Genomic DNA, 22,191 nt, shown 5'->3' with positions numbered 1-22,191 from the left:
GTAAAGGGTCGATTCATCTCATACGGGCCGGCACGCCATTGGCCAAAAGAATCCGCAATTGCCTGCAATGCATATCAACCGGTTTGGGACTTGGACCGTTTCTCGTTTCCAAGCAAAAAAAAGGAGGAGGAAAGCATGAGCCGCAAAAAGACAATTCATCCAGCGATACCGGAGTTGCAAGACCAGATGCAAAAGGGGCAGTTGTCCCGGCGCGAGTTTATCCGCTACAGCGCCCTGCTGGGTCTTAGCGTGACGGCCGCCGGCCAGCTTGCCGGGCTGGCCTTGCCCAGGAAGGCCGCCGCAGCGGGCATCAAGCGCGGGGGCGTTCTGCGGGTGGCCCAGCAGGTGCAAAAGATCGATCATCCGGCGCGCTTTTCCTGGCTGATGCCTTCCAACGCCACACGCCAGATTTGGGAGTACATGACCTATACCGACGAGAACAATATCACCCATCCCTATCTGTGCGAAAGCTGGAGCGCCAGCGATGACCTGAAAACCTGGACATGGAATGTTCGCAAAGGGGTCAAATTCAACAACGGCGACACGTTTACCGCCGACGACTGCATCTTCACCATTCAGCAGTGGCTGGACGACGCCGTGGGCTCGTCGCTGAAGGGACTCGTGGGCGCCTACCTGGATCCTTCGGGAATCGAAAAAGTCAACGACTACCAGTTCAAACTGCATCTAAAACGGGCTGAAATTTCGCTGCCCGAGGATTTTTACCAGTATACCGCCCAGGTGGTGAACCATCGAACCTTCGAAGGGGACATGAAAAAGGCCCCCCATGGCACCGGACCGTTTGTTCTCGACACGTATAAGGAAGGCGAGATCTGCATCGTCAAAGCGCGCAAGGACTACTGGCAGACGGGCGCCGACGGCAAGCCCCTGCCGTATCTGGACGAGGTGCGCTTCATCGACATGGGCGGAGAAAAGGCGCCCCAGATCGCCGCCTTGAAATCCGGCGACATCGATCTCATCGACGCATCGGACAGCCCCGGCCCGGACATCATGAAAGCGGTCAAGGGAGACAGCAACATCCAGGTCATCCCCGTCACCACCGCAACCACCCGGGTGATGCGCATGCGGGTGGATCTCAAACCCTGGACGGACAACCGGGTGCGCAAGGCCCTCAAGCTCTGCCAGCACCGCGAGAAAATCCTTGCCCTGGCCTATCAGGGCGAAGGCATGCAGGGACAAGACTTCCACGTCTGCCCCAAACATCCCGAATACTGCGAAAAGCCGATTCCCAAATACGATCCCATGCAGGCCAAGCAACTGCTCAAGGAGGCCGGCTATCCCAACGGCATCGACGTCAACATCGCCGTGGGATCGGAGTGGACCGACATCGTGCGCTATGCCGAGGTGCTCAAGCAGGATGCGGCACCGGCAGGGATCCGGGTCAACATCCAGACCATGACCACCAGCCAGTATTGGGAGAAGTGGACCGAGGTGGACCTGGGAGTCACCCCGTGGACCCACCGTCCGCTGGGCACCCAGGCGCTCAAACTCGCTTACACGGCCGATGACAAAGGCAAGCCGGCGGCCTGGAACGAGTCCCGATGGGTGGACAAGGAGTTCAGCGAACTGCTGGCCAAGGCCAGCGGCATCCTGGATGTGAACGAGCGCAGAAAAGTCATGTGCAAACTGGAGCAGATCCAGATGGATCGCGGTTCCATCGGCATCGCTTACTGGATGAATACCTGGATGTGCCCCAATAAAAAGTTGAAAAATGTCATCGCCCATCCTAACCTTCTGCTGCTGTTCAACGAGGTCTGGATGGATGTTTAGTCTGTTGCGCTCCGCTGCGGTTGTTTGAACGGACGCGAAAATAGATACCATTAAAAAAGGGGAGGTGCCGCTGCACCTCCCCTTTTTGCCGTTTACAGTCTGTTGTCAGCTTCCTTGCTAACCCGCCGGCACGGTTTCCTCCTCTTCCCTGTGATGCACCACCGGTTCGATTTCCATCAATTTTTCGATGGGGATGTGGCACAGGATGCGGTGGCCCGAACTGTTCTGCCGCCAGGGCGGCTTTTCGACCTCGCAGATTTTGCCCCCGTCGGGCAGCATCTCGGCCCGGCGCGGGCAGCGGGTGTGAAAATAGCAGCCGGACGGTGGATTGAGGGCGCTGGGCACGTTGCCGGAAAGGCGGATTTCCTTTTGCTCGGCCTCGGGATCGGCGATGGGAACAGCCGACAGCAGCGCTTCGGTGTATGGATGATAGGGCGGATCGTAGATTTTTTCCGCCGGGCCGATTTCGACGATCCGCCCCAGGTACATCACGGCGATGTCGTCGGAAAAGTAGCGCACCACGGAAAGGTCGTGGGCGATGAAGATCATCGACGATCCGAAAGTCTGCTGGATTTCCAGCAGCAGGTTGATGACCGCCGCCTGGACGGAAACATCCAGGGCGGAAACCGGTTCGTCGCAGATGATCAGGTCCGGCCGGCTGGCCAGTGCGCGGGCAATTCCCACCCGCTGCTTTTCCCCCCCGGAAAGCTGCCGCGGCAGGCGGTCGTAGTAGGTTCCCGACAGCCGCACGGCGTTGAGCAGGCGGATCACCTCATCCTTGACCTGGTCGCGCGGCACGGTTTTGAATCGCTGAATGGGGCGGGCGATCTGCTTGCCTACGGTGTAGGATGGGTTGAGGGTCGAATCCGGGTTCTGGAAGACCATCTGCATATCCTTGATCAGCTCCTTGGCCCTGGCGGTGACCTCTTCCCTGACCTCGATATCCAGAAATTGCATCCGGCCGCCGGTGAGCGGCTCCAAACCGATGAGCCCCTTGACCAGAGAGGATTTGCCGCAGCCGGACTCGCCCACCAGGCCCAGGGTGCGGCCTTTGGCCACGCGCAGGCTGACGTCGTCCACGGCCTTGACATATTTTTTCTCGCCCAGTCCGAAGAGGCTGACCACGTTGTCGGCTGCCGTGGGGTACCAGACTTTCAAATTTTCGGAGTCGAGCACCATTTTCCGGCTCTCCTGGCCAGGACTTTCCTCCACGGCTTCCTTGACTTGATGCACCTTGGACTTGCGCCGGGTGGTTTTGGGCCGTGATTCGATTTCCGCGGCGTAGAGGCAGCGGGCGGCGTGTTCCGGAGCGAGCTGCACCATGGGCGGGCGGGCTTCCAGGCATTCCCCGGTGGCGTAGTCGCAGCGGGGGGCGAAAATGCAGGCGTCCTGCGGACGGTTGGCCGGCGCCGGCACCCGGCCGCGGATGGGGTAGAGCACCGAGTCCAGCTTGCTGTCTCCAAGCTTGGGTACTGCGGAAATCAGTCCCCGGGTGTAGGGGTGGCAGGGGCGTTTGAAAATCTCCACCACGGTGCCTTTTTCCACCATTTGCCCGGCGTACATGACGCACAGAAAATCGCTCACCCGGGCCACGACCCCCAGGTTGTGGGTGATAAAAATATTGGCCGCGTGGAAATCGTTTTTCAATTCCTCGATCAGGTCCAGCACGGCCGCCTCCACGGTGACGTCCAGGGCCGTGGTGGGTTCGTCCATGATCAGCAGGGACGGGTTGTTGAGCATGGCCATGGCGATGACCACCCGCTGCTGCTGGCCGCCGGAGATCTGGTGGGTGTAGCGGTTCATGACATCTTCGGGGTCGGGCATGTTGACCCGTTTGAGCATGCGGATGCAGCGATCCCGGGCATCTTTTTCGGAGATGCTGCGATGGCTGGTAAGCACTTCGGCCAGCTGTTCGCCCAGCCGCATGGAGGGGTTGAGGGCCTGCATGGGATCCTGAAAAACCATGGCGATGTTGTTGCCGCGGATCTCGTTGAGTTCGGACTGGCTGCGGTTGACCAGTTCGGTCTCCTGGAAGCGGATGTGCCCGTCGGTGATTTTGCCGTTGGGGCCCAGGTGGTTGACGATGCCGTAGGCAATGGTGCTCTTGCCGCAGCCGGACTCGCCCACCAGCCCCACGGTTTCCCCCTCGCGCACCGCAAAGGAGACGTCGCGCACCGCCTGCACGTCTCCCTTGCGGGTTTCGTAGGCGATGCTCAAGTGTTCGACGTCGAGAACGACTTCGGATTTTTCGCTATCTATATCGTCCATGGGACCTCTCTATGTCGTGTCCGTCCAGAAATCGGAAAATTTGTTCGAGATCAAGGCGTGCGAGAAATTTTACCACAGGTGCCCGAAGGAAATGCCCTTGGGGTGTATATAGTTGATATGCCGAGGATCAACCCGATCTTATAAAACCAGGTTGAGCACAACACGGATATCGGGCAAATTGGCCATTTCTGGATGGGCACGACTTATTGGTAGCGCATCGATTCTTCCCGTATCCCATCAGCCAGCAGATTCAGCCCCACCACCAGCGAAGCAATGGCCAGCGACGGCCACAGGGCGGCATAGGGGCTGCCGGCCAGAATGAACTCCCGGCCCTTGGCCACCATGGAACCCCAGTCCGGCGATGGCGGCGGGATGCCCAGTCCGAGAAATCCCAGCGTGCCCATGGCGAAAATGGCATAGCCCACCCGCAGCATGGCGTCCACGATAATCGGGCCGCGGGCGTTGGGCAGGATTTCCACGAACATGATATACCAGGAACTCTCTCCCCGGGTTTCGGCCGCGCGGATGTATTCGCGGGTGCGGATGTCCAGCGTCAGGCTGCGCACCAGGCGTGCGATTCCCGGCGTGCCCACGATGGTCATGGCCAGGACCACATTGATGGCCGATGCGCCCAGGGCGGCCATGATGATCATGTAGAGCAGGATGATGGGCACCGCCATCATGGCGTCCAGCAGGCGCATGGTAACCTCGTCCACCCAGCCGCCGTGATAGCCGCTGATCAACCCCAGCGCGGTGCCCACCAGCAGGGCCACCAGCACACCCCAGATGGCCGTGCCCCCCGGTATCCAGTAGTTGTCGCCGACGGGCATGATGACCAGCACGACGCGGGCGCCGTAAATCAGGCGGGACCACAGGTCGCGTCCCAGTTCGTCGGTGCCCAGGATGTGTTCCTTGCTGGGGCCGATGTTGGGATTTTTCCAATCCTGCTCCAGCGGGGTGTAGGGGGTCAAAAGGGGTGCAAAAATGGCCACAAACACCCAGAAAAGAACCAGGAAGAGGCCCACCGTGGCCGTTTTGGACGCCCAGATGAATTTAATGCCTCCGCCCAGGCGGGTAAAAAAACCGGGCCGCTCGCTTTTCAGCGGCGGAATGTCGTCCAGTGAATTGTCGCCTGCGACTGCTTGCTCGCCGTCTGGCATGATATCCTCTCGCTTGTCGGTTCCGTTGCGAAAATACTGCGTTAACAGACGATATGGCTACGCATAGCGAATGCGTGGATTGAGAAACGTGTAAATGATGTCCGCCACCAGTTGGGTGCCCACGGCCAGCAGGACCAGGATCATGGCGCCGGCTTCCAGACCGTTGATGTCCTTGAACAGGGCCGATTCCAGCAGGTACTTGCCCAGGCCGGGGTAGCCGAAGACCACCTCGACGATGACGATGCCGCCCATGAGCCAGTTGACATGCAGCATGATCACGGTGATCGGCGCCATAAGGGCGTTGCGCACGGCATGCTTGAAGACGATGCGCCAGTAGGGCAGGCCCTTGAGATAGGCGGTGCGGATGTAGGGCGATTTCATCACCTCCACCATGCTGGCCCGGGTGATGCGCAGGATGTAGCCCAACTCCACGAGCGTCAGGGTGAGTACCGGCAGAATCAGCATGTCCAGGCGCTCCCAGGGCGCCTTTTCTCCGAAGACCGTGGCCCCGGGAACGATCTGCAGCCAGACCGCCATGATCAATATCAGAAAGATACCGGTGGCGAACTCGGGGATGACCGAGAACATCATGCCGCCGATGGACAGCACCCGGTCCTTCAAAGACCCCTCTTTGAGCCCGGCAATCATGCCCAGAAACAGGGCGGTAGGCATGACCAGCGCGAAGGCGATGCCGGCCAGCACCACGGAGTTTCGCAGCCGGGTGAAGATCGTATCCGCCACGGGCCGGCCGGTGCGCAGGGAAACCCCGGGGTCGCCGCGGATGAAGCCTTTTTTCAAGGGGATATACTCCACCGGGCCGCCTGTGGTTTTCATCCAGCCGGTGCCCATGACAAAGGTCCAGACCTCCAGATCGGTTCCCTTTTCCCAGCGCACGACGTGATTGGCCGTATCGACGCCCCAGGCATACTGACCGCCGTCCTTGCCGGCCTGCCAGCGCCCGTTATCCTTCTGCCGGAGCGGTTCGTCTTTTCCCTTGGGCAGGGTAATGGCAATCAGATCTTCTCCCTCGAGTTTCCAACGGACCAGGTCCCCGTTGGGCTTCACCGCCCACCAATCCACGAATCCGTCTTCGTTGGTGACCCGCCTCAGCGGCATCTCCACTTTGCCGTCCGCGATCCAGTCGCTGCCCAGCAGCCAGTGGATGTAGCGTACATACGCCGGCTTATCCAGGCCCATCTGGGCCAGGAAGGAGGCCTCCTGCTCGGGCGTGATGAAAGCGCCGAGCACATTTTTGGCCACATTGCCGGGAGACGCCTCGGTGATCAGAAATACAGCTACCGATACCAGCAGCATGGTCAGCAGCAGCAGAAAAAAACGCCTGAGGATAAATTTTGCCATAGATCGGTCCTATGTGGTAGGTAGTAGTTATCCATAAAGACAAAATCCATTGCCCGAACAACCACAGCGGAAGAAATAAAAACCGTCCGACGGATACCGATGGCGCTGTTTTCCTTACGGCGGATGCGGTAAACCGAAAGTCGCTGTGTATAAAAATAGGGACGTGGAGAAAAATCGCACCAATGGTTCAATACGGGCGATTCAATATCACTTGATTCTCCTTTAATAGCATAGTTGCCGGTAAAAAGGCAAATTGGGCGCAAGGATCTGTTCCCATCCATGGGCAGGCGGTTTTCTCATTCTTCGATATCTTCCTGCTGGCCGCCACGATTTCATGCATCTTCAAACCGAAGGAGTCAGCCATGATCAACAGCGCTTCCATCCAGAAGCAGTCCCCTTATGTGAGAATTCTCACCGACGACCAGATCCACGAAATTCGCAGGTCCGCCTTTGACATCATGGCAACGGCGGGCTTCAAGGTGCTTCACCAAGGGGCCGTAAAGATGCTCAAGAAGGCCGGCGCCGTGGTAAAGGGCGATATCGTCCGGGTCCCCGAATTCATCGTCAACGAATGCCTGCACAAGGCGCCCAAGGGGTTCACCATATACGACCGTCAGGGACAGCGTGCCATGGAGGTGGAAGGCCGCAAGAGCTATTACGGCACCAACCCGGCCAGCCCCAGTACCAAGGATGCCCGCACCGGCGCGATTCATCCCACCACCGTGGCCGATATCGTCAACGGCGCGCTGGTGGCCGACGCCTGCGAAAACATCGATTGGGTCATGCCCATGGGGTCCTGCCAGGATGTCCCTTCCATTGCGGCGGATTTGCACGAGTTCGAAGCTGTCGTGAAGCACACGACGAAACCCGTCATCTTCATCGGCTACTCGGCCCGGGGAACGGAAATGATTTACGAAATGGCCGCCGAGGTGGCTGGTGGCATGGACAACCTGCGGCAAAAGCCGTTTGTCATTCTCTACCCCGAGCCCATCTCGCCTTTGGTGTTTCCCAACGAGGTTGTCGATCGGCTGTTTCTGGCGGCCGATCTGTTCATGCCCCAGGTCCCGGGGCCGGCCGTCCAGCTCGGTGCCACAGGCCCGGCCACCCTGGCCGGGGTCGTCGCCCAGATCACGGCCGAATCGCTGATGTGCCTGACATTGGCCCAGTTGCGAAAACCGGGTTGCCCGGTGTGCCTGAGCGGGAACGTCCAGATTCTGGACATGCGCACAGGCCTTTTTGGTGTGGGGTTTCCGGAGATGAGTCTGGGCATCGCGGCCCAGGCGGAAGTGGCCCAGTCTTTCGGTCTGCCGACCTGGGGGTATGCCGGCTGTACCGATGCCAAACGCGTGGACGCCCAGGCCGGTCTGGAAAGCGGCTTTTCCATCCTTTCCCAGGGATTGGCCGGGATCAACCTGATTCACGATGTGGGCTACCTGGACATGGCCATGGTCAGTTCGCCGGCGATGCTGCTGTTGGGCAACGAGGCCATCGGCATGACCAAACGATTCATCCAGGGCATTGAAGTGACCCCCGACACCCTGGCGCGGCAGGTCATCGAAACGGTGGGGCCGGGCGGGCACTTCCTTCAGCAGCGCCACACCCTGGAACACTTCCGCTCGGAACTCTGGCGGTCGGAATTGCTGACGCGTCAGCCCTATGATGCTTGGGAACAATCGGGCGCCAAAGACATGGAGCAGCGCATCCAGGACAAACTGATCGAGATCCTGGACACCCACACCATCCCTCCGTTGCCGGACGCTGTTTGCACGGCCATTGAAAAGATCAAGATTGAGGGGGAAGCCGAACTGACCGCTGCGCAAAAATGACGCGAATATGAATTTTCAGAGTTTCGCAAAAAGTCCCGGGCTCGTCATACCGGACTTGATCCGACATCCAGAACGTACTGAAATGAATGGATTTCGGAATGCGCCGGAATGACGCCAACTTGTGATTCCCGACTTTTTGCGAGACCGTCAAAAATTAAGCAGTAAGGACAAATTTTACCGGTCAGGCCGGTCCAGCGAAAGGCTGCCGTCGCCGCCCCATCCCGCTGTGGACAGCTTTCCGGGTTCGAAACGGTCTTCGAAGGCATACACATCGCTTCTCAAAAAATAGTCGACATAGGAGACGGGTTCGTCGTCGCTGTACAGCACCTGTTTCATGCAAAACGCCGGCGTCCCGGCATCGATGTTCAGATGAACGGCGACGGCTGCCGGCAAACCGACGGCCTCCAGGCGCTGCCAGACGCGGGTAATCGGCAGGTTCAGTTTCCCGGCAATCAGGTGATGAACGGATTCGTTTTCCAGGTCTTCGTCCAGCAGCGGGGCGCACCAGTCCGCTCGTAAATACCGGATTTCGCAGCACACCGGTTGCTCGTCCAGCCAGTGGACGCGTTCAAGGCAGACCGCTTGTCTGCCGGGGAGTTTTTCGGCAAGCGCTGCGGGCAGCGTCTCGATCCCCGAACGGATCACTTGCGAGTGTGTCTGTACACCCAGGCGCCGTGCATGCTCTGAAAAAGCATGCACGTGAAAATAGGTCGGGTTGAGTTGCCGTTTTTTTACGAAGGTCCCTTTCCCCGGAATTCTTTCGACCCGACCCTCGTGCAACAATTTGTCAAGGGCCTTGCGGGCTGTCATGCGACTGACCCGATACTGCCGCGCCAATTGATTTTCCGACGGCACCTGGTGGTCGATGGTGCCTTCGGCGATCCGGCGGGTCAGGCACTTTTTGATGCACATATATTTGGGCTCGGAAGCGGCCATAATTGGCTTGACTTTGGCTATAAGGGTAAATAATAGGTTACAGGTTGTATATACAGGATAGTTTGGCCGGTATCAATACCCAACCGGGTTCCGGCAGGCAAGACAGGTCAGAATCATGAAAGCGCATCGAGCCGCAGCGACATATGGGGATCGGGTACACATCGATCTGAGCGACGGCAGCTCTTCGCGGACGCCGTTTTCCGAGGAAACCGTGAAATGCTTTCTCGGCGGCCGTGGATTCAACGTCGGATATCTGTATGCGCATCTTCCGGCCGGAGTCGATCCGCTGGGCGCGGAAAACCCGCTTGTTTTTTCCTGCGGTCTTCTCACCGGGACCCGGGCCCCCACGGCATCGCGGCTGCACATCAACGCCCTGTCGCCCCTGACCGGTTTGATCGGCAGCTCCAACGTGGGCGGTTACGCCGGCGCCTGGCTGCGCTCCACCGGCATTGCCAGCCTGGTGGTGCAGGGGTGTTCAGCGGTGCCGGTGTACCTCCATATTTGCGACGAGGGGGTCGAAATCAGGGATGCCCGGCCGTATTGGGGGCTGGATGCCTTTGCCACCCGGGATCGTATGGCCGCGGATCTGGGAAGCGAGAAACTGCAGATCCTGACCATCGGCACCGCCGGCGAATCCGGTGCCCGTTTTGCCTGTATCGTCGCCGGGAGAGACCATGCCGCCGGCCGCACCGGACTGGGCGCCGTCATGGGCGCCAAACGGATCAAGGCCATCGTGATCCGCAAAGGCTCCTGCAAGCCGTTTGAAGACCGCCGGCCGGTTATCGATGCTTCCGTCAAGGCGTTTGTCCGGAAGATCAAATCCTCCCCGGACTACGAAACTTTTTCGAAGTACGGCGGCGCCGGCTACGTCAAATGGGCCGACGACATGGGCATCATGGGCACCCGCAACTACCGCCAGCGGCGTTTCGAGATGGTCGACCGGGTGGATGGCCGCCGGCTGGCGGCAGACAAGGTGCGTTCCAGTGGATGCTACCGCTGCCCCGTGCAGTGCAAGGCCGACCTGAAATTCAAGGCGGGCGCCCTGAAAGGCGTTACTGCCACCCGGCCGGAATTCGAGCCCATGATCAACCTGGGCGCCAAATGCGGACTGGCCGACCTGCAGGCCGTTGTCCACCTGGACAACCTCTGTACGCAATTGGGCCTGGATTCCACTTCGGCGGCCACGGCCATCGCCTTTGCCATGGATCTTTTCGAGCGCGGCATCCTCAGCGAAGCCGACACCGGCGGCCTGGCGCTGCCTTGGGGCGACGCCGTGGCCATGGAAACCCTCATCCGTCAGATGGCCACCGGCCAGGCCCTGGGCGGCATCCTGGCCCGGGGTGTCAAACGGGCGGCCGAGACCATCGGCAAGGGTGCCCAACGCTATGCGGCCCACGTCAAGGGACTGGAACTCACCGCCTATCACCCGGCGGCCATCCTGGGCAGTGCGCTGGGCTATGCCATTTCCAGCCGCGGGGGCGATTACAACAATGTCTACGCCTCGCTGGAGTACCGCTGGTCCGAGCAGCAGGCGGAAGCGGCGTTCGGATCGCCCGAGGCGGTGGACATCCGGCGGCCGGCGGGCAAAGGGCGCCTGGTGCGTCGGGCCGTGCTGGTCAACATCGTTGTAGACAGCCTGGGGTTGTGCAAGGTGCCCACGCTGTCGCTGTTAGGCACCTTCGACTTGGAGCAGGAAGCCGCGTTGGCGTCGGCCGTCACCGGCCTGCCCCTCGGTGCCGAAGATCTGTTCTTTATCGGTGCGCGGGTGGCGGCCATGGAGCGGCTGTTCAATCTCCAGCACGCGCCCGACATGGACGAGGATAACCTGCCCGAGATGGTTTATGGTGACGGTGACCAGGCCCTGACGCCCGCGATTCTGCGACGGATGTGCAGCGACTTTTATGCCGCCATGGGGTGGGACGAAAAGGGGCGACCGCTGAAGGAAACCCTGGCGGCCCTGGGTATCGACAGTCCCGGGATGTCTGCCGCTCGCGCCCCGGCAGCAGCATTTTGACCGTAAATTTTTTATTAAAAACTACCAACAAGCTTTTGAAATCATGGCCTTCATATATTCTTCGAGAAAGGCGAAACGCCTACTTTAGGAAGGAGTTAACCCATATGAGCAAATCCTACGACGCGATCATTATCGGCGCCGGCATCATCGGGGCCTGTGTGGGCTTCGAACTGGCAAAGCGGGGGCAGCGGGTCCTCAACCTGGACAGACTTTCCGGAGCCGGACTCGGCTCCACGGCCGGTTCCTGCGCCGTTATCCGGCTTTACTACTCCACCCCGGACGGTGTGGCCATGGCACGGGAGGGCTACTACTACTGGCTGGACTGGCCCCGGTACCTCGGCGTGGTGGACCCCACGGGCATGGTCAAATATATCAACACCGGCGCCATGGTTCTGAAGACCGAGAAGAACAAGTACCTGAGAAATGTGAAGGCGGCCCTGGAAGAATTGCACGTGGTGTATGAGGAACTGGATGCGGACGGCATCCGCCGGCTGATGCCCATCGTCGATACCCGTCGGTTCGGCCCTCCGGTTTTACCCGACGATCCCCGCTTCGGCCAATCCTCGGGAGAAGCCATTGCCGGCGCCCTGTACATTCCCGAATCCGGATTGATATCCGACCCCAAGCAGTCGGTTCACAACGTGCAGGTGGCTGCCGAGCAAGCCGGTGGGGAATACCGGTTCAATTCCGAAGTGGCGGACATTCTCCAAAAAGATGGCCGCTGCGCCGGGGTCCGGCTGGCCGACGGAACCGAGATCGAGGCCCCGGTGGTGGTTAATGTGGCCGGTCCGCACTCTTACCAGATCAACCGCATGGCCGGCGTTCTGGACGGCATGAACATCAAGACCCGACCGCTCAAACAGGAGGTCTGCCACGTTCCTGCGCCGGACGGGTTCGACTACGACCATCTGGGCATCATCATCTCCGACGGCGATGTGGGCTGCTACTCGCGGCCAGAGGTGGGCAACCACATCCTCATTGGCTCCGAGGATCCGGAATGCGACACCCTGGACTATGTCGATGACCCGGATACCTATGACACGAACTTCTCTTCACAGTGGACCACCCAGGTGATGCGCGAATCCCAGCGCATTCCAGGGCTGCGCATCCCCAATCAGCCCAGCGGCGTGGTGGACCTTTACGACGCCTCCGACGACTGGATTCCGATTTACGACAAGTCCGACCTGCCCGGTTTTTACATGGCCGTGGGCACCTCGGGCAATCAGTACAAGAACGCACCGGTGGTCGGCAGGCTCATGGCCGAATTGATCGCGGCCTGCGAATCGGGCCATGACCACGACCGTGATCCGATATCCTTTACCATGCATTACACCAAACGGCCCTGCGACATCGGGTTTTTCAGCCGTCGGCGGGAAATCAACACCGATTCCAGCTTTTCGGTCATCGGGTAAAAGGTTCATCGAACAACACAATGGAGGCGAGCCATGATTCATTCGTCAAGAAGTTATAGCAACAGCGTTGGCATGCGCGTGCTGACCGAGGATCAGATCTGGGAGATCCGCCAGGCGGCCTTTGAAGTGATCGAAAAGTCGGGCTTCAAGTGCCTTCATGAAAAGGCGCGCCGGATGCTTTCCTCCGCCGGGGCCGTGGTTAAGGAGGAGCGGGTCAAGATTCCCCGCTACATTGTCGAGGGATGCCTGGCCACGGTTCCCAAGGGCTGGACCATCTATGACCGCAACGGCCGGCGCGGCATGGAAGTGGAGGGGCGCAAGAGCCACTACAGTACTTCCACTGCCAGCCCCAACACCAAGGACGCCCTCACCGGCGAATACCACGAAACCCGGGTGGCCGATATCGCCACCGGCGCAAAAGTCGCCGACGCCCTGCCCAACATCGATTTTGTCATGCCCATGGGCTCCGCCCAGGACGTCAAGGGGCATATTGCCGACCTGCACGAATTCGAAGCCGTGGTCAACCACACCACCAAGCCCATCGCTTTTATCGGCTACACGCCCATGGGCTGCGAGGTGATCTTCGAAATGGCTGCCGTGGTGGCCGGCGGCATGGAGCGTCTGCGGGAGCGGCCCTTTGTCATGCTCTACCCGGAGGCGATTTCTCCCTTTGTCTTTCCCCGGGATGTGGTGGAGCGAATCCTCATCGCCGCCGACCGCGACATGCCCCAGATCCCCGGTGCCACGGCCCAGCCCGGTGCCACCGCTCCCATGACCCTGGCCGGCGCGGTGGTCCAGATAACCGCCGAGTCCCTGATTCACATTACCCTGGCCCAGCTGCGCAAACCCGGCTGCCCCGTCTCCATGAGCGGCAACATGGGGATCCTGGACATGGCCACGACCCTGATGGCCATGGGCGCCCCCGAAGGGAGCCTGGGACTGGCGGCCCAGGCCGAGGTGGCCCAGTCCTTCAGCCTGCCCACCTGGGGGCTGGCCGGCGCCACCGACGCCAAACGCATGGATGCCCAGGCCGGCATCGAAGGCACCTTCTCCATTGTCACCCAGGCCCTGGCCGGGCTCAACCTGATTCACGACGTGGGCTACATGGCCAGCGGCATGGCCTGTGCCTGCGAGCAGCTCGTCATGGGCAACGAGGTCATCGGCATGACCAAGCGCTTCGTGGAAGGCGTCCGGGTCGATGCCGCCACCCTGGCCCGGGACGTCATCGACGCCGTGGGGCCCGGCGGCAACTTTCTGGCCCAGCGGCATACGGTGGACCATCTCAGAAAGGAACTCTGGCATGCCCGGCTGTTCAACCGCCAGACCATTGCCGCCTGGCAGCAGGCCGGACAACCCACCATGGAAGATCATGTCCGCGAAGAGGTGCGCAGGGTCGTGGAGACCCACCAGCCCGAACCGCTGGACGGCAAGATCCGCGACGAACTGGCCCGGCTCAAACGCGAGGGGGAAAAAGAGATCCTGGCGCGTCTGGAAAAACAGTAACCGTCAGATCCAGACTTTGTTGCGCAGGGCGTGAACGGCCAGAAAGGTGCACCACTGGCGGTCCTGCCTGCCCCAGGAACCATCTGTGTTCTGATTTTGGACCAGAAGTTTAAAGGCCTGCTCGACTTGGCGTTCGGCCGCGGGCACGTCCAGATGAGCCAGGGCGTTGAGCGCCTGGTAGAATGGCATTTCCGCCCCCCAATCCCCCTGCGGGGTCTGGCGCCCGGCCATCCAGGCCGCCAGGGACGCCGTCGCCGGGTGCGCGGCGTAGTCGGGCTGAACCACCAGGGCCCGCAGACGGTTGTTTAAAGCAGTCGGTGGATGCCCGGCAAGGGGCTCGGTGGTCAGGCCGACGGCCATCTTGTCGTACAGCTTCAGGACGTTCGGATCGGCGGCCCGGCCAAAGATGGCAGCCAGAAACAGGGTTGCCGGCAGGATCACCGATGCCCGTTCTGCTGCGGCAAAGGGCAGTCCGCGAAGTCGATCCGGGGAAATTATACGCCTGCCATCCGACCATCTATCGTTCGTGGCCATCTGAAGAAGGGCATCCAGTCCCTTGTCGGTAAGCGGATCGGGTTCGCGCTGGGTAAGGTGCAATCCGAACAGGCGATGGATGGTTTCCAGCGCCGATCCGGCCCACAGGCCGTCTGCGGATTGCCCCTGGCGCAGATGAGTTACGCAGGCGGTAAAATCGGCCTGCCATTCGGCCGTGGACGCTTCATCCAACCATTTTTGCCGGGCGTAAAGGCCTGGCGGGGTGGGACTGGATCTGAAGATTTTGTAGGGCCAGTGGGGCAGGCGGACAGGATTCATGGCATCCCTTCCTTTTTTGTTTTCTAACGGCTACCGGAGGGCGCCCTCGCTTCGATGAAAATTGGGCATCGCCCCGGTTGCGCCGGCAATAGCCTTCCACTATAATTGATATTTATGGGATTGGTAAACCCATTTGGGAGATCCCATCAGCATTTAATTCGATGGGGATGCCCGAGTTTCGAACTCAAAGTGATCCTGACAATCGAACCCGCCCGAAAAAGACGTTAAGGACTCCATACGACCGATGAAACCTCAGTCCCCCGAACGGTCCACCCGCACTTTCTCGACGGCAGTCTACGCCTGCAAGCTGACCCGCATATACCCGATCGGATCGATGCAGGTGACTGGCATCGACAGCATTGATCTGTCGATTCCAGACGGTGAGATGGTGGTCATCAAAGGGGAGAGCGGATCGGGCAAAAGCACCCTGCTCTCCCTGCTGGCCGGGCTGGACCAACCCACTGCCGGCACGCTGATCGTGGCCGGACATGATCTGGACGGCTGCAGACAGGCCGACCTGACTGATTTCCGGCGCCGGGCGGTGGGCATCGTTTTCCAGTCCTTCAACCTGCTGCCCACCCTGACCGTGCTGGAAAATGTCTGCCTGCCGGCCCTGCTTGCCGGCCGGGCCCTGACGCCGGTCCGTTCGCGGGCCGCAGAACTGCTCAAGTGGCTGGGAATGCACCCGCGCCGGAACCACCGGCCGCGCCAGCTCTCCGGGGGGGAAATGCAGCGCACCGCCATTGCCCGGGCCCTGATCAACGATCCGGCCATCGTCCTGGCCGACGAGCCCACCGGCAACCTGGACTCCCGGAACGCCGGCCGGGTCATGGCCCTGCTGGCCGATTTGAATCGCCGATTCAAACGGACCATCGTGGTGGCCACCCACAGCGATCTGGCCGATCCTTACGCCACCTTGACGCTGAAGCTGCGCGACGGCCGGGTGGTGGCCTGATGGGTGCCGGGGCAAAGGCGGTGGGCGGCCTGCGTCTGTTTCGCTGGTTCAGCCTGCGGCACCTGGGCAGCCACTGGGCCCGGACGCTGGCCGTGCTGCTGGGTATCGCCCTGGGCGCTGCGGTGTTCACCAGCGTTCGCCTGGCCGTGCATGCCACCCTGGACTCCTTTTCCCACAGCATGGACCGCATCGCCGGCAATGCTGATCTGACCTTGGTCCGTCCCGGCGGCAGGGTCCCCGACAGCCTGGTGGCCGACCTGATGCGCCATCCGGTCGTTCGAACCGCCTCTCCGGTCCTGTCCGCCTACGTGCGGCCGGTCGAACGGGAAACGCCTTTCCTGTTGATCGGCATCGACCCGATCCTGGACCGGGAACTGCGCCCTTGGAGGTTGCCCGCTTCCGCGCGGCGCCAGGCCCCTGACTGGGCTTTGCTGATGACCCGGCCGGGCAGCCTGATGATCACCGCCAAGCTGGGTGACCTGCTCGACTGGCAACCCGGCCGGACCGTCAACCTGGTCCATGCCAGCCGGACGGCGCCTTTCACCATTCTGTCCGAATTTGAGGCGCAGGGGCTGGCCCTGGTGGAAGGCGGCCGTATCGCCATTTGCGATATCGCCACCTTCCAGGAGTTCAGCGGACTCTTCGGCCAGGCCGACCGCATCGACGTGAAACTCGTGGATCCCGCTTCGGACCCGGCCGCTATATCCCTGCAACGTCTGCTGCCACCCGGCGTGGTGCTGCGACCGCCATCGGCGCGCAGCCAGAGCGGCCGCAGCATGATCCGCGCCTATGAACTCAGCCTGACCTTTTTAAGCTTCATTTCCCTGTTTGTCGGTATGTTCCTGGTCTACAGCCTGGTGGCCCTCAACGCCGCCGCCCGCCGGGGGGAACTGGCCGTGATGCGCGCCACAGGCGCATCACGGGCCGTCATTTTCGGCCTGTTCGTGGGCGAGGGGGCCTTTTTCGGCATTACCGGATGGCTGCTGGCCCTGCCGATCAGCAGTCTGCTGGTCAACTATCTGCTGACCGGAGTCAGCCGCACCGTATCCATGCTCTTTGTGCGGGTGCAGGTGGATAGCCTGGTCCTGAGTGCCTGGGAAATCATGCTTTCTTTCGGAGTGACCCTGCTGGTGGCGGTCCTGGCCGCCCTGCAGCCGGCACGTGAGGCCATGGGCGTGGGACCCCGCGAAGCCATGGACATCGTTCCCACCGCAACCATCCGGCCGCAGCGGATCAGCCGGCTGGCCGTCGTCGGCGTCGTCTTGCTGGCACTGGTCTATCCTGTGGCCCGGCTGCCCAGTCCGCCCGCCGTTTCCCTGCCCGGCTATCTGGCCGCGCTGCTGCTGTTCATCGGTTTCGCGTTGTTGTCGCCGTTGCTGCTGCGGCAGACCGGAAGGTGGCTGGCCCCCTGGCTGCTGCGCAGGGGCGGGCAGCCGGCCTTTCTGGCGGCCGGCTACCTCAGGGAGAGCGGCGTGCAGACCGCCGTTTCCGTCGGGGCCCTGATCACGGCCGTGGCCCTGTTCATCGCCCTGGTGGTCATGATTCACAGCTTTCGTAGCACCGTGGCCCTTTGGGCGCAGCAGAGCGTGGCCGGCGACATCTATCTGCGGCCCAAACTGGCCGAACTCAACCGTTTCCGCGACCCCTTGCCGCCCCGGGTCGTGGCCGCGGTCAAAAACCTGCCCGCGAGCATCGATCGGGTCCCCATTCATTGCCAGGAACTGCGCGTCAATGGCCATCTGCATTTTTTCGAAGCCATGGATTACGCAGCCTTCAGGCGCCGCAGCCGCTTCGTCTGGATGGGGGGCAATGCCGGGCGGATCGAGGCCGACCTGATCGCCGGCAAAGGGGTGGTGGTTTCCGAGGTCTTTTCCAACAAGACCGGCCTTCGGACCGGCAACCGCTACCGGGTGCAAATAGGCGAGCAGCACTTCGACGAGCCGATCCTGGGCCTTTTCCGGGACTACCGCACCCGCGGCGGGGTGGTCTATTACTCCCTGGAACACTATCAGCAGCGTTTTGGCGACGCTTCCTGGAGCGGGGTGCAGATCAATTTCAACCGGCGTGGTCCAAATCTAGACGCAGCCATAGACCGGGTTCGATCTGCGCTGATCGACTGCTGCGGCGAGACCATTGAGATTATAGAAGGGCAGAGCCTGCGGCGAACCATCCTGCGCATTTTCGATGAAACCTTTGCCATCACCACCGTTTTGCTGCTGATCGCCTTGGTGGTCGCGGCCCTGGGCATCGCCACCACACTGGCGGTGCTGGTTCTCCAGCGCCGGGTGCAGATCAACACCATCCGTGCCGTGGGCGGCAGTGCGGCCCAGCTTCGCCGGATGATCGCCTGGGAGGCCGGCCTGATCGTGCTGGCCGGTCAGGCCGGCGGCTGGGCGTGCGGGTTCATTCTCTCGACCCTGCTGATATTCGTGGTCAACCGGCAATCCTTCGGCTGGACATTTCTCTATCGGGTGGACTGGCCGTCTCTGCTCACGGCCCTGCCGCTGATTTTCGCCGCCGCCCTGGTGGCGGCGCTGCCGGCGGTCAAGCTGGCCCTGAGCGCCTCACCGGCCAGCCTGCTTCGGGGGGGGACAAGGGACTGATGGGGATTTCTCACCATCGCAGTCTTCTTTTCTGGTTCCTGCTGCTGGTCGTCCTTGCCGCCGGCCCGGCCGGCACGGCGGAACAGGGATTCGTTCCGGTTACCGGCCCCTGCAACTTCTCTTTTCCCGACGACCACGGGCCCCATCCGGCCTATCGGACTGAATGGTGGTACTACACCGGCAACCTGACCGACGAAGAGAATCATCGCTTCGGCTTTCAGCTCACTTTCTTCCGCAGCGGCCTGCGCTCGCCGGACCAGCGCCGGGACTGGCCCCAACCGGCATCGGCCTGGCGCAGCGACCAGATCTATCTGGCCCATGCCGCGGTATCCGATATCCACGCCGGCCGCCATCTGCAGGCCGAGCGCATGGCCCGCCCGGTGCTCTCCCTGGCTGGCGCCGAACAGACCGATGCGGCCGTAACCATCACGGTCTATGATTGGCAGGCGGTGATCCGGCTGGACAGCCATCGGCTGGCGGCCAGGGCCGACGACTTCGGCCTGGCCCTGGACCTGACTGCGGCCAAGCCGCCCGTGGCCCACGGTGAAGAGGGGTACAGCCGCAAGGGGCAGTCCCCCGAGCGGGCCAGCTGCTACTACTCGTTTACCCGTCTGCAGGCTCAGGGAGAACTGACCGTGGAAGGAACCCGCCGCAGGGTGAAGGGCTCGGCCTGGATGGACCACGAGTTCAGCACGGCCCCGCTGCAGCCGGGCATCGTCGGATGGGACTGGTTCAGTCTGCAGCTGTCTGACCGGACCGAGGTGATGCTTTTCCTGCTGCGCCAGCCGGACGGAACCGTGAATCCAGCCTCCAGCGGGACCTTCGTATTGCCTTCGGGGGACGCACGGCACCTGCAGGCCGGTGATCTTCAGGCTACCCCGTTGGCCTACTGGACCAGCCCCCACAGCGGGGCGCGCTATCCGATACAGTGGCGGCTGCAAATTCCTTCCTTGGAACTGGATCTTGCCCTGACGGCCGGCCTCGAAGATCAGGAGATGCGCACCCCGCACAGCACCGGCGTGGTTTACTGGGAGGGCAGTGTCCGGGCCAGAGGAACCCGCGGGCAGAAGGCCATCGAGGGCCTGGGCTACGTCGAGCTGACCGGTTACGCCGAGCCTTTCGACGCTCCCATGTAAACCCCATCGTTTGCAATGCCGGGGTAACAGCCTGCCGACCGGAAAGGAACCGATCATGGAGGCGGAGCAATCCATTCTTTTGTCCATACTCCTTGCCGGAGGACTTATCGCTGTCGCTTTATTGACCCAATCGGTTCTTCAAAAAATTTACCTTTCCAATGTGGTAGGCTTCATCGGAATCGGTTTTCTCATTCGCCTGCTGGATTCCCGTTATCCGTTTTTATCCTCGCAAACCAATCAGGTCATCGCCTTTCTGGCGAATATCGGCATAATCTGCCTGCTTTTCCGTGTCGGGTTGGAAAGCAATCTTGCGGGACTTCTACGACAGCTCAGACAGGCCCGTCTGATCTGGCTTGGGAATACCCTTCTCAGCGGTATATTCGGCTATGTCGTTTGCTACTACCTGCTCGGATTGGCCATGATCCCCAGTCTGGTTGTGGGGGTAGCCTTTACCGCTACGAGTGTGAGCATCCCTGTTGCCGTGTGGCAGGAAGCGGACGCCATCCGAACGCCCACCGGAGAATTGTTGATCGATGTCGCCGAACTCGACGATATTTCGGCCATCGTACTGATGGCCCTTCTTTTCGCCATCGTGCCGGTCTTGATGGAGACCGCGTCTTTTCCAAAAATGGCAACCCTGGCCAGGGCCTTTTTATGGTTCCTGCTGAAATTGACCGCTTTCGGCATCCTGTGCGTCATCTTTTCCCGTTATCTGGAACAGCCGTTTACCGAGTTCCTGAAAAAGTTGGAAGCCGGGCCGGACCTTATGGTCACTATCATCGGTATTGGATTCATGATCGCCGCTACGGCCGGATTGCTCGGTTTTTCAGTGGCCATCGGCGCTTTCTTTGCCGGGCTTATCTTCAGCCGTGACACGGACGCGGTCAAGATGGAAACCTGCATTGAATCCGTATATGAGCTGTTTATTCCCTTTTTCTTCATTCATCTTGGATTGGGGATCGACCCGGACATGGTGAGAAGTGCGTTAGGGCTTGGCGTTATTCTGATGGTTGCCGCCATCGTGGGTAAAATTTTTGGGACCCTCATCCCCGCCCGCTGCAAGGGGGGCTGGAAAAGTTCTACACTGCTTGCCGTCAGTATGGTTCCGAGGGCCGAAATCGCGATGGTGATCGTTCAGCAGGGGTATGGAATGGGCGAATCCGTCGTTCCCTATCCGGTTTTCGCGGCGATGGTTGTGGTTACCGCGGGAACCTGCATCCTTTTCCCCATTGTCATTCGATGGCTTTTGAGAAAATGGCCGCCATCGGATTCGTTGGAGTGACATTAAGCCAGGCGCTAGGAGATGTCCATGACGGTAACCGCCACCTCCCGCAGGGCATCGCCGCGCCGCACCTGCAGGTCGATGGACTGGCCGATTTTGGCCTCCTGCAGGTTCCGGACGAAATCTTCCATGTTGGCCACGGGTTGGGCTCCCACCGCGACGATGACATCACCCAGGATGCGTCGGCGGTAGTCGATGCCCTCCAGGCCAGCGCGGTCGGCCGCCGAGCCGGGCATGACCCGATCGATAACCACACCGACCACACCCAGGCTTGCTGCGGCCTGGTCATCCAGAACGACAATTCCGATTCCCGGCCGGGGGTATTTGCCCTTGGCGATCAGTTGCGGGACGACCTTGTTGACCACGTCCACCGGCACGGAAAAACCGATTCCGGCCGAACTGCCCGACCCTGAGATGATGGCGGTGTTGACCCCGATCAATCGTCCGCTGGAATCGATCAGCGGGCCGCCGGAGTTGCCTGGATTGATGGCCGCGTCGGTCTGGATGACACCCGACACTTCGCGGCCGGTGGCTGTGGGCAGCCTCCGATCGAGGGCGCTGATCACCCCGGTGGTCAGGGTGCGCGAGAGGCCAAAAGGGTTGCCGATGGCCAGAACGCTCTGGCCCACCTGCAGGTTGGCGGACGTTCCCACGGGAATCGGCTGAATGTCGCCAGGGGGGCGGCGCAGCCGGATCACCGCCAGATCGTAATCCGGCGTGCCGCCGACATAGGTAGCTTCGATGGCTTCGCCGTTGTCCAGCCGCGCCTGGATCCGACGGGCGCCCTCGACGACGTGGTAATTGGTCACCACATGGCCGCTGTCGTCCCAGAGAAAGCCTGATCCGGCCCCCTGCCGGACCTGACGGGTCCCGAAAAATCCGGAAACCGCATTTTCGGTGAAGATGTACACCACCGATGGCGCAGCGGCATTGAAAATGGAGATGGTCGTTTTTTCGATGTCCGCCAGGCTGCCCCGAGGCGTAATCTCGCGAGTGTGCTGCGCAATACGGTCCGTTTCTTCGACGGATCGGTTCCAGTAGAAAAGACCCGCCGCCACCACGATCAAAACAAGGCCCACAAGGGTGGATCGATTGATCGGTCGCATGATTTTCCTTTTTTGCATTCAGGATTGATA

Annotated in this window: 16 protein-coding genes; 9 read left to right on the top strand and 7 right to left on the bottom strand. The window is 61.0% G+C overall.

The genetic code is table 11. The features are described 5' to 3' along the window. Positions 1-135: 135 nt before the first annotated feature. Positions 136-1,788 carry an ABC transporter substrate-binding protein gene (locus tag GN111_RS17265; protein ID WP_155304940.1) on the top strand — a complete coding sequence of 551 codons (1,653 nt, stop codon included), beginning with the start codon at positions 136-138 and terminating at the stop codon, positions 1,786-1,788. A 117-nt stretch (positions 1,789-1,905) separates the two neighbouring features. On the opposite strand, the gene GN111_RS17260 is transcribed toward GN111_RS17265, so the two are convergent. The 4 genes from GN111_RS17260 to GN111_RS17245 all read right to left on the bottom strand — a co-directional run bounded on the left by GN111_RS17260 (position 1,906) and on the right by GN111_RS17245 (position 6,957). Then, positions 1,906-4,056, bottom strand: a complete 2,151-nt coding sequence (locus GN111_RS17260; RefSeq protein WP_155304939.1) for a dipeptide ABC transporter ATP-binding protein — start codon at positions 4,054-4,056, stop codon at positions 1,906-1,908. A 203-nt stretch (positions 4,057-4,259) separates the two neighbouring features. Continuing rightward, positions 4,260-5,216 (bottom strand): ABC transporter permease, encoded by a 957-nt coding sequence (locus tag GN111_RS17255; protein WP_155304938.1) that lies wholly within the window; start codon positions 5,214-5,216, stop codon positions 4,260-4,262. A 57-nt stretch (positions 5,217-5,273) separates the two neighbouring features. After that, positions 5,274-6,575, bottom strand: a complete 1,302-nt coding sequence (locus tag GN111_RS17250; RefSeq protein ID WP_155304937.1) for an ABC transporter permease — start codon at positions 6,573-6,575, stop codon at positions 5,274-5,276. Positions 6,576-6,762: 187 nt separating this feature from the next. Further along, positions 6,763-6,957 (bottom strand): hypothetical protein, encoded by a 195-nt coding sequence (locus GN111_RS17245; RefSeq protein ID WP_155304936.1) that lies wholly within the window; start codon positions 6,955-6,957, stop codon positions 6,763-6,765. On the opposite strand from GN111_RS17245, the gene GN111_RS17240 reads away from it, so the two are divergent. Beyond that, on the top strand, positions 6,938-8,401 hold the full coding sequence (locus GN111_RS17240) for a trimethylamine methyltransferase family protein (protein WP_155304935.1): 1,464 nt from the start codon (positions 6,938-6,940) through the stop codon (positions 8,399-8,401). The genes GN111_RS17245 and GN111_RS17240 overlap by 20 nt on opposite strands. Before the next feature lie 174 nt (positions 8,402-8,575). Here GN111_RS17240 and GN111_RS17235 read toward each other — a convergent pair whose 3' ends face one another. Continuing rightward, complete coding sequence (locus GN111_RS17235) at positions 8,576-9,313, bottom strand: GntR family transcriptional regulator (RefSeq protein WP_170302347.1); 738 nt, start codon at positions 9,311-9,313, stop codon at positions 8,576-8,578. Positions 9,314-9,452: 139 nt separating this feature from the next. On the opposite strand from GN111_RS17235, the gene GN111_RS17230 reads away from it, so the two are divergent. The 3 genes from GN111_RS17230 to GN111_RS17220 all read left to right on the top strand — a co-directional run bounded on the left by GN111_RS17230 (position 9,453) and on the right by GN111_RS17220 (position 14,266). Beyond that, complete coding sequence (locus GN111_RS17230; RefSeq protein ID WP_155304933.1) at positions 9,453-11,351, top strand: aldehyde ferredoxin oxidoreductase family protein; 1,899 nt, start codon at positions 9,453-9,455, stop codon at positions 11,349-11,351. Positions 11,352-11,455: 104 nt separating this feature from the next. Then, the gene (locus tag GN111_RS17225; RefSeq protein ID WP_155304932.1) at positions 11,456-12,763 is read left to right on the top strand and encodes an NAD(P)/FAD-dependent oxidoreductase; all 1,308 of its coding nucleotides are present in this window, start codon (positions 11,456-11,458) and stop codon (positions 12,761-12,763) included. Between the two features lie 33 nt (positions 12,764-12,796). Next, on the top strand, positions 12,797-14,266 hold the full coding sequence (locus GN111_RS17220; protein WP_155304931.1) for a trimethylamine methyltransferase family protein: 1,470 nt from the start codon (positions 12,797-12,799) through the stop codon (positions 14,264-14,266). A gap of 3 nt (positions 14,267-14,269) precedes the next feature. On the opposite strand, the gene GN111_RS17215 is transcribed toward GN111_RS17220, so the two are convergent. Then, a complete protein-coding gene (locus GN111_RS17215) occupies positions 14,270-15,079 on the bottom strand; it encodes a hypothetical protein (RefSeq protein ID WP_155304930.1) in 810 nt (269 codons plus the stop codon). Positions 15,080-15,323: 244 nt separating this feature from the next. Here GN111_RS17215 and GN111_RS17210 point away from each other — a divergent pair, with 244 nt between their 5' ends. The 4 genes from GN111_RS17210 to GN111_RS17195 are packed head-to-tail and all read left to right on the top strand — an operon-like array spanning position 15,324 to position 21,055. Further along, complete coding sequence (locus tag GN111_RS17210) at positions 15,324-16,034, top strand: ABC transporter ATP-binding protein (RefSeq protein WP_155304929.1); 711 nt, start codon at positions 15,324-15,326, stop codon at positions 16,032-16,034. Continuing rightward, positions 16,034-18,637 (top strand): ABC transporter permease, encoded by a 2,604-nt coding sequence (locus GN111_RS17205; RefSeq protein WP_155304928.1) that lies wholly within the window; start codon positions 16,034-16,036, stop codon positions 18,635-18,637. Before GN111_RS17210 ends, GN111_RS17205 begins: the two co-directional genes overlap by 1 nt. Next, the gene (locus tag GN111_RS17200; RefSeq protein ID WP_155304927.1) at positions 18,637-19,773 is read left to right on the top strand and encodes a lipocalin-like domain-containing protein; all 1,137 of its coding nucleotides are present in this window, start codon (positions 18,637-18,639) and stop codon (positions 19,771-19,773) included. Before GN111_RS17205 ends, GN111_RS17200 begins: the two co-directional genes overlap by 1 nt. Positions 19,774-19,828: 55 nt before the next feature. Continuing rightward, positions 19,829-21,055, top strand: a complete 1,227-nt coding sequence (locus GN111_RS17195; RefSeq protein WP_155304926.1) for a cation:proton antiporter — start codon at positions 19,829-19,831, stop codon at positions 21,053-21,055. A gap of 14 nt (positions 21,056-21,069) precedes the next feature. On the opposite strand, the gene GN111_RS17190 is transcribed toward GN111_RS17195, so the two are convergent. After that, positions 21,070-22,161, bottom strand: coding sequence for a S1C family serine protease (locus GN111_RS17190; RefSeq protein ID WP_170302346.1), 1,092 nt, complete (start codon positions 22,159-22,161; stop codon positions 21,070-21,072). Between the last annotated feature and the right edge of the window lie 30 nt (positions 22,162-22,191).

Source organism: Desulfosarcina widdelii (assembly GCF_009688965.1).
Classification (GTDB): domain Bacteria; phylum Desulfobacterota; class Desulfobacteria; order Desulfobacterales; family Desulfosarcinaceae; genus Desulfosarcina; species Desulfosarcina widdelii.
Note: the sequence above shows the minus strand (reverse complement) of the source record. Positions and strands in the feature narration are given on the sequence as shown.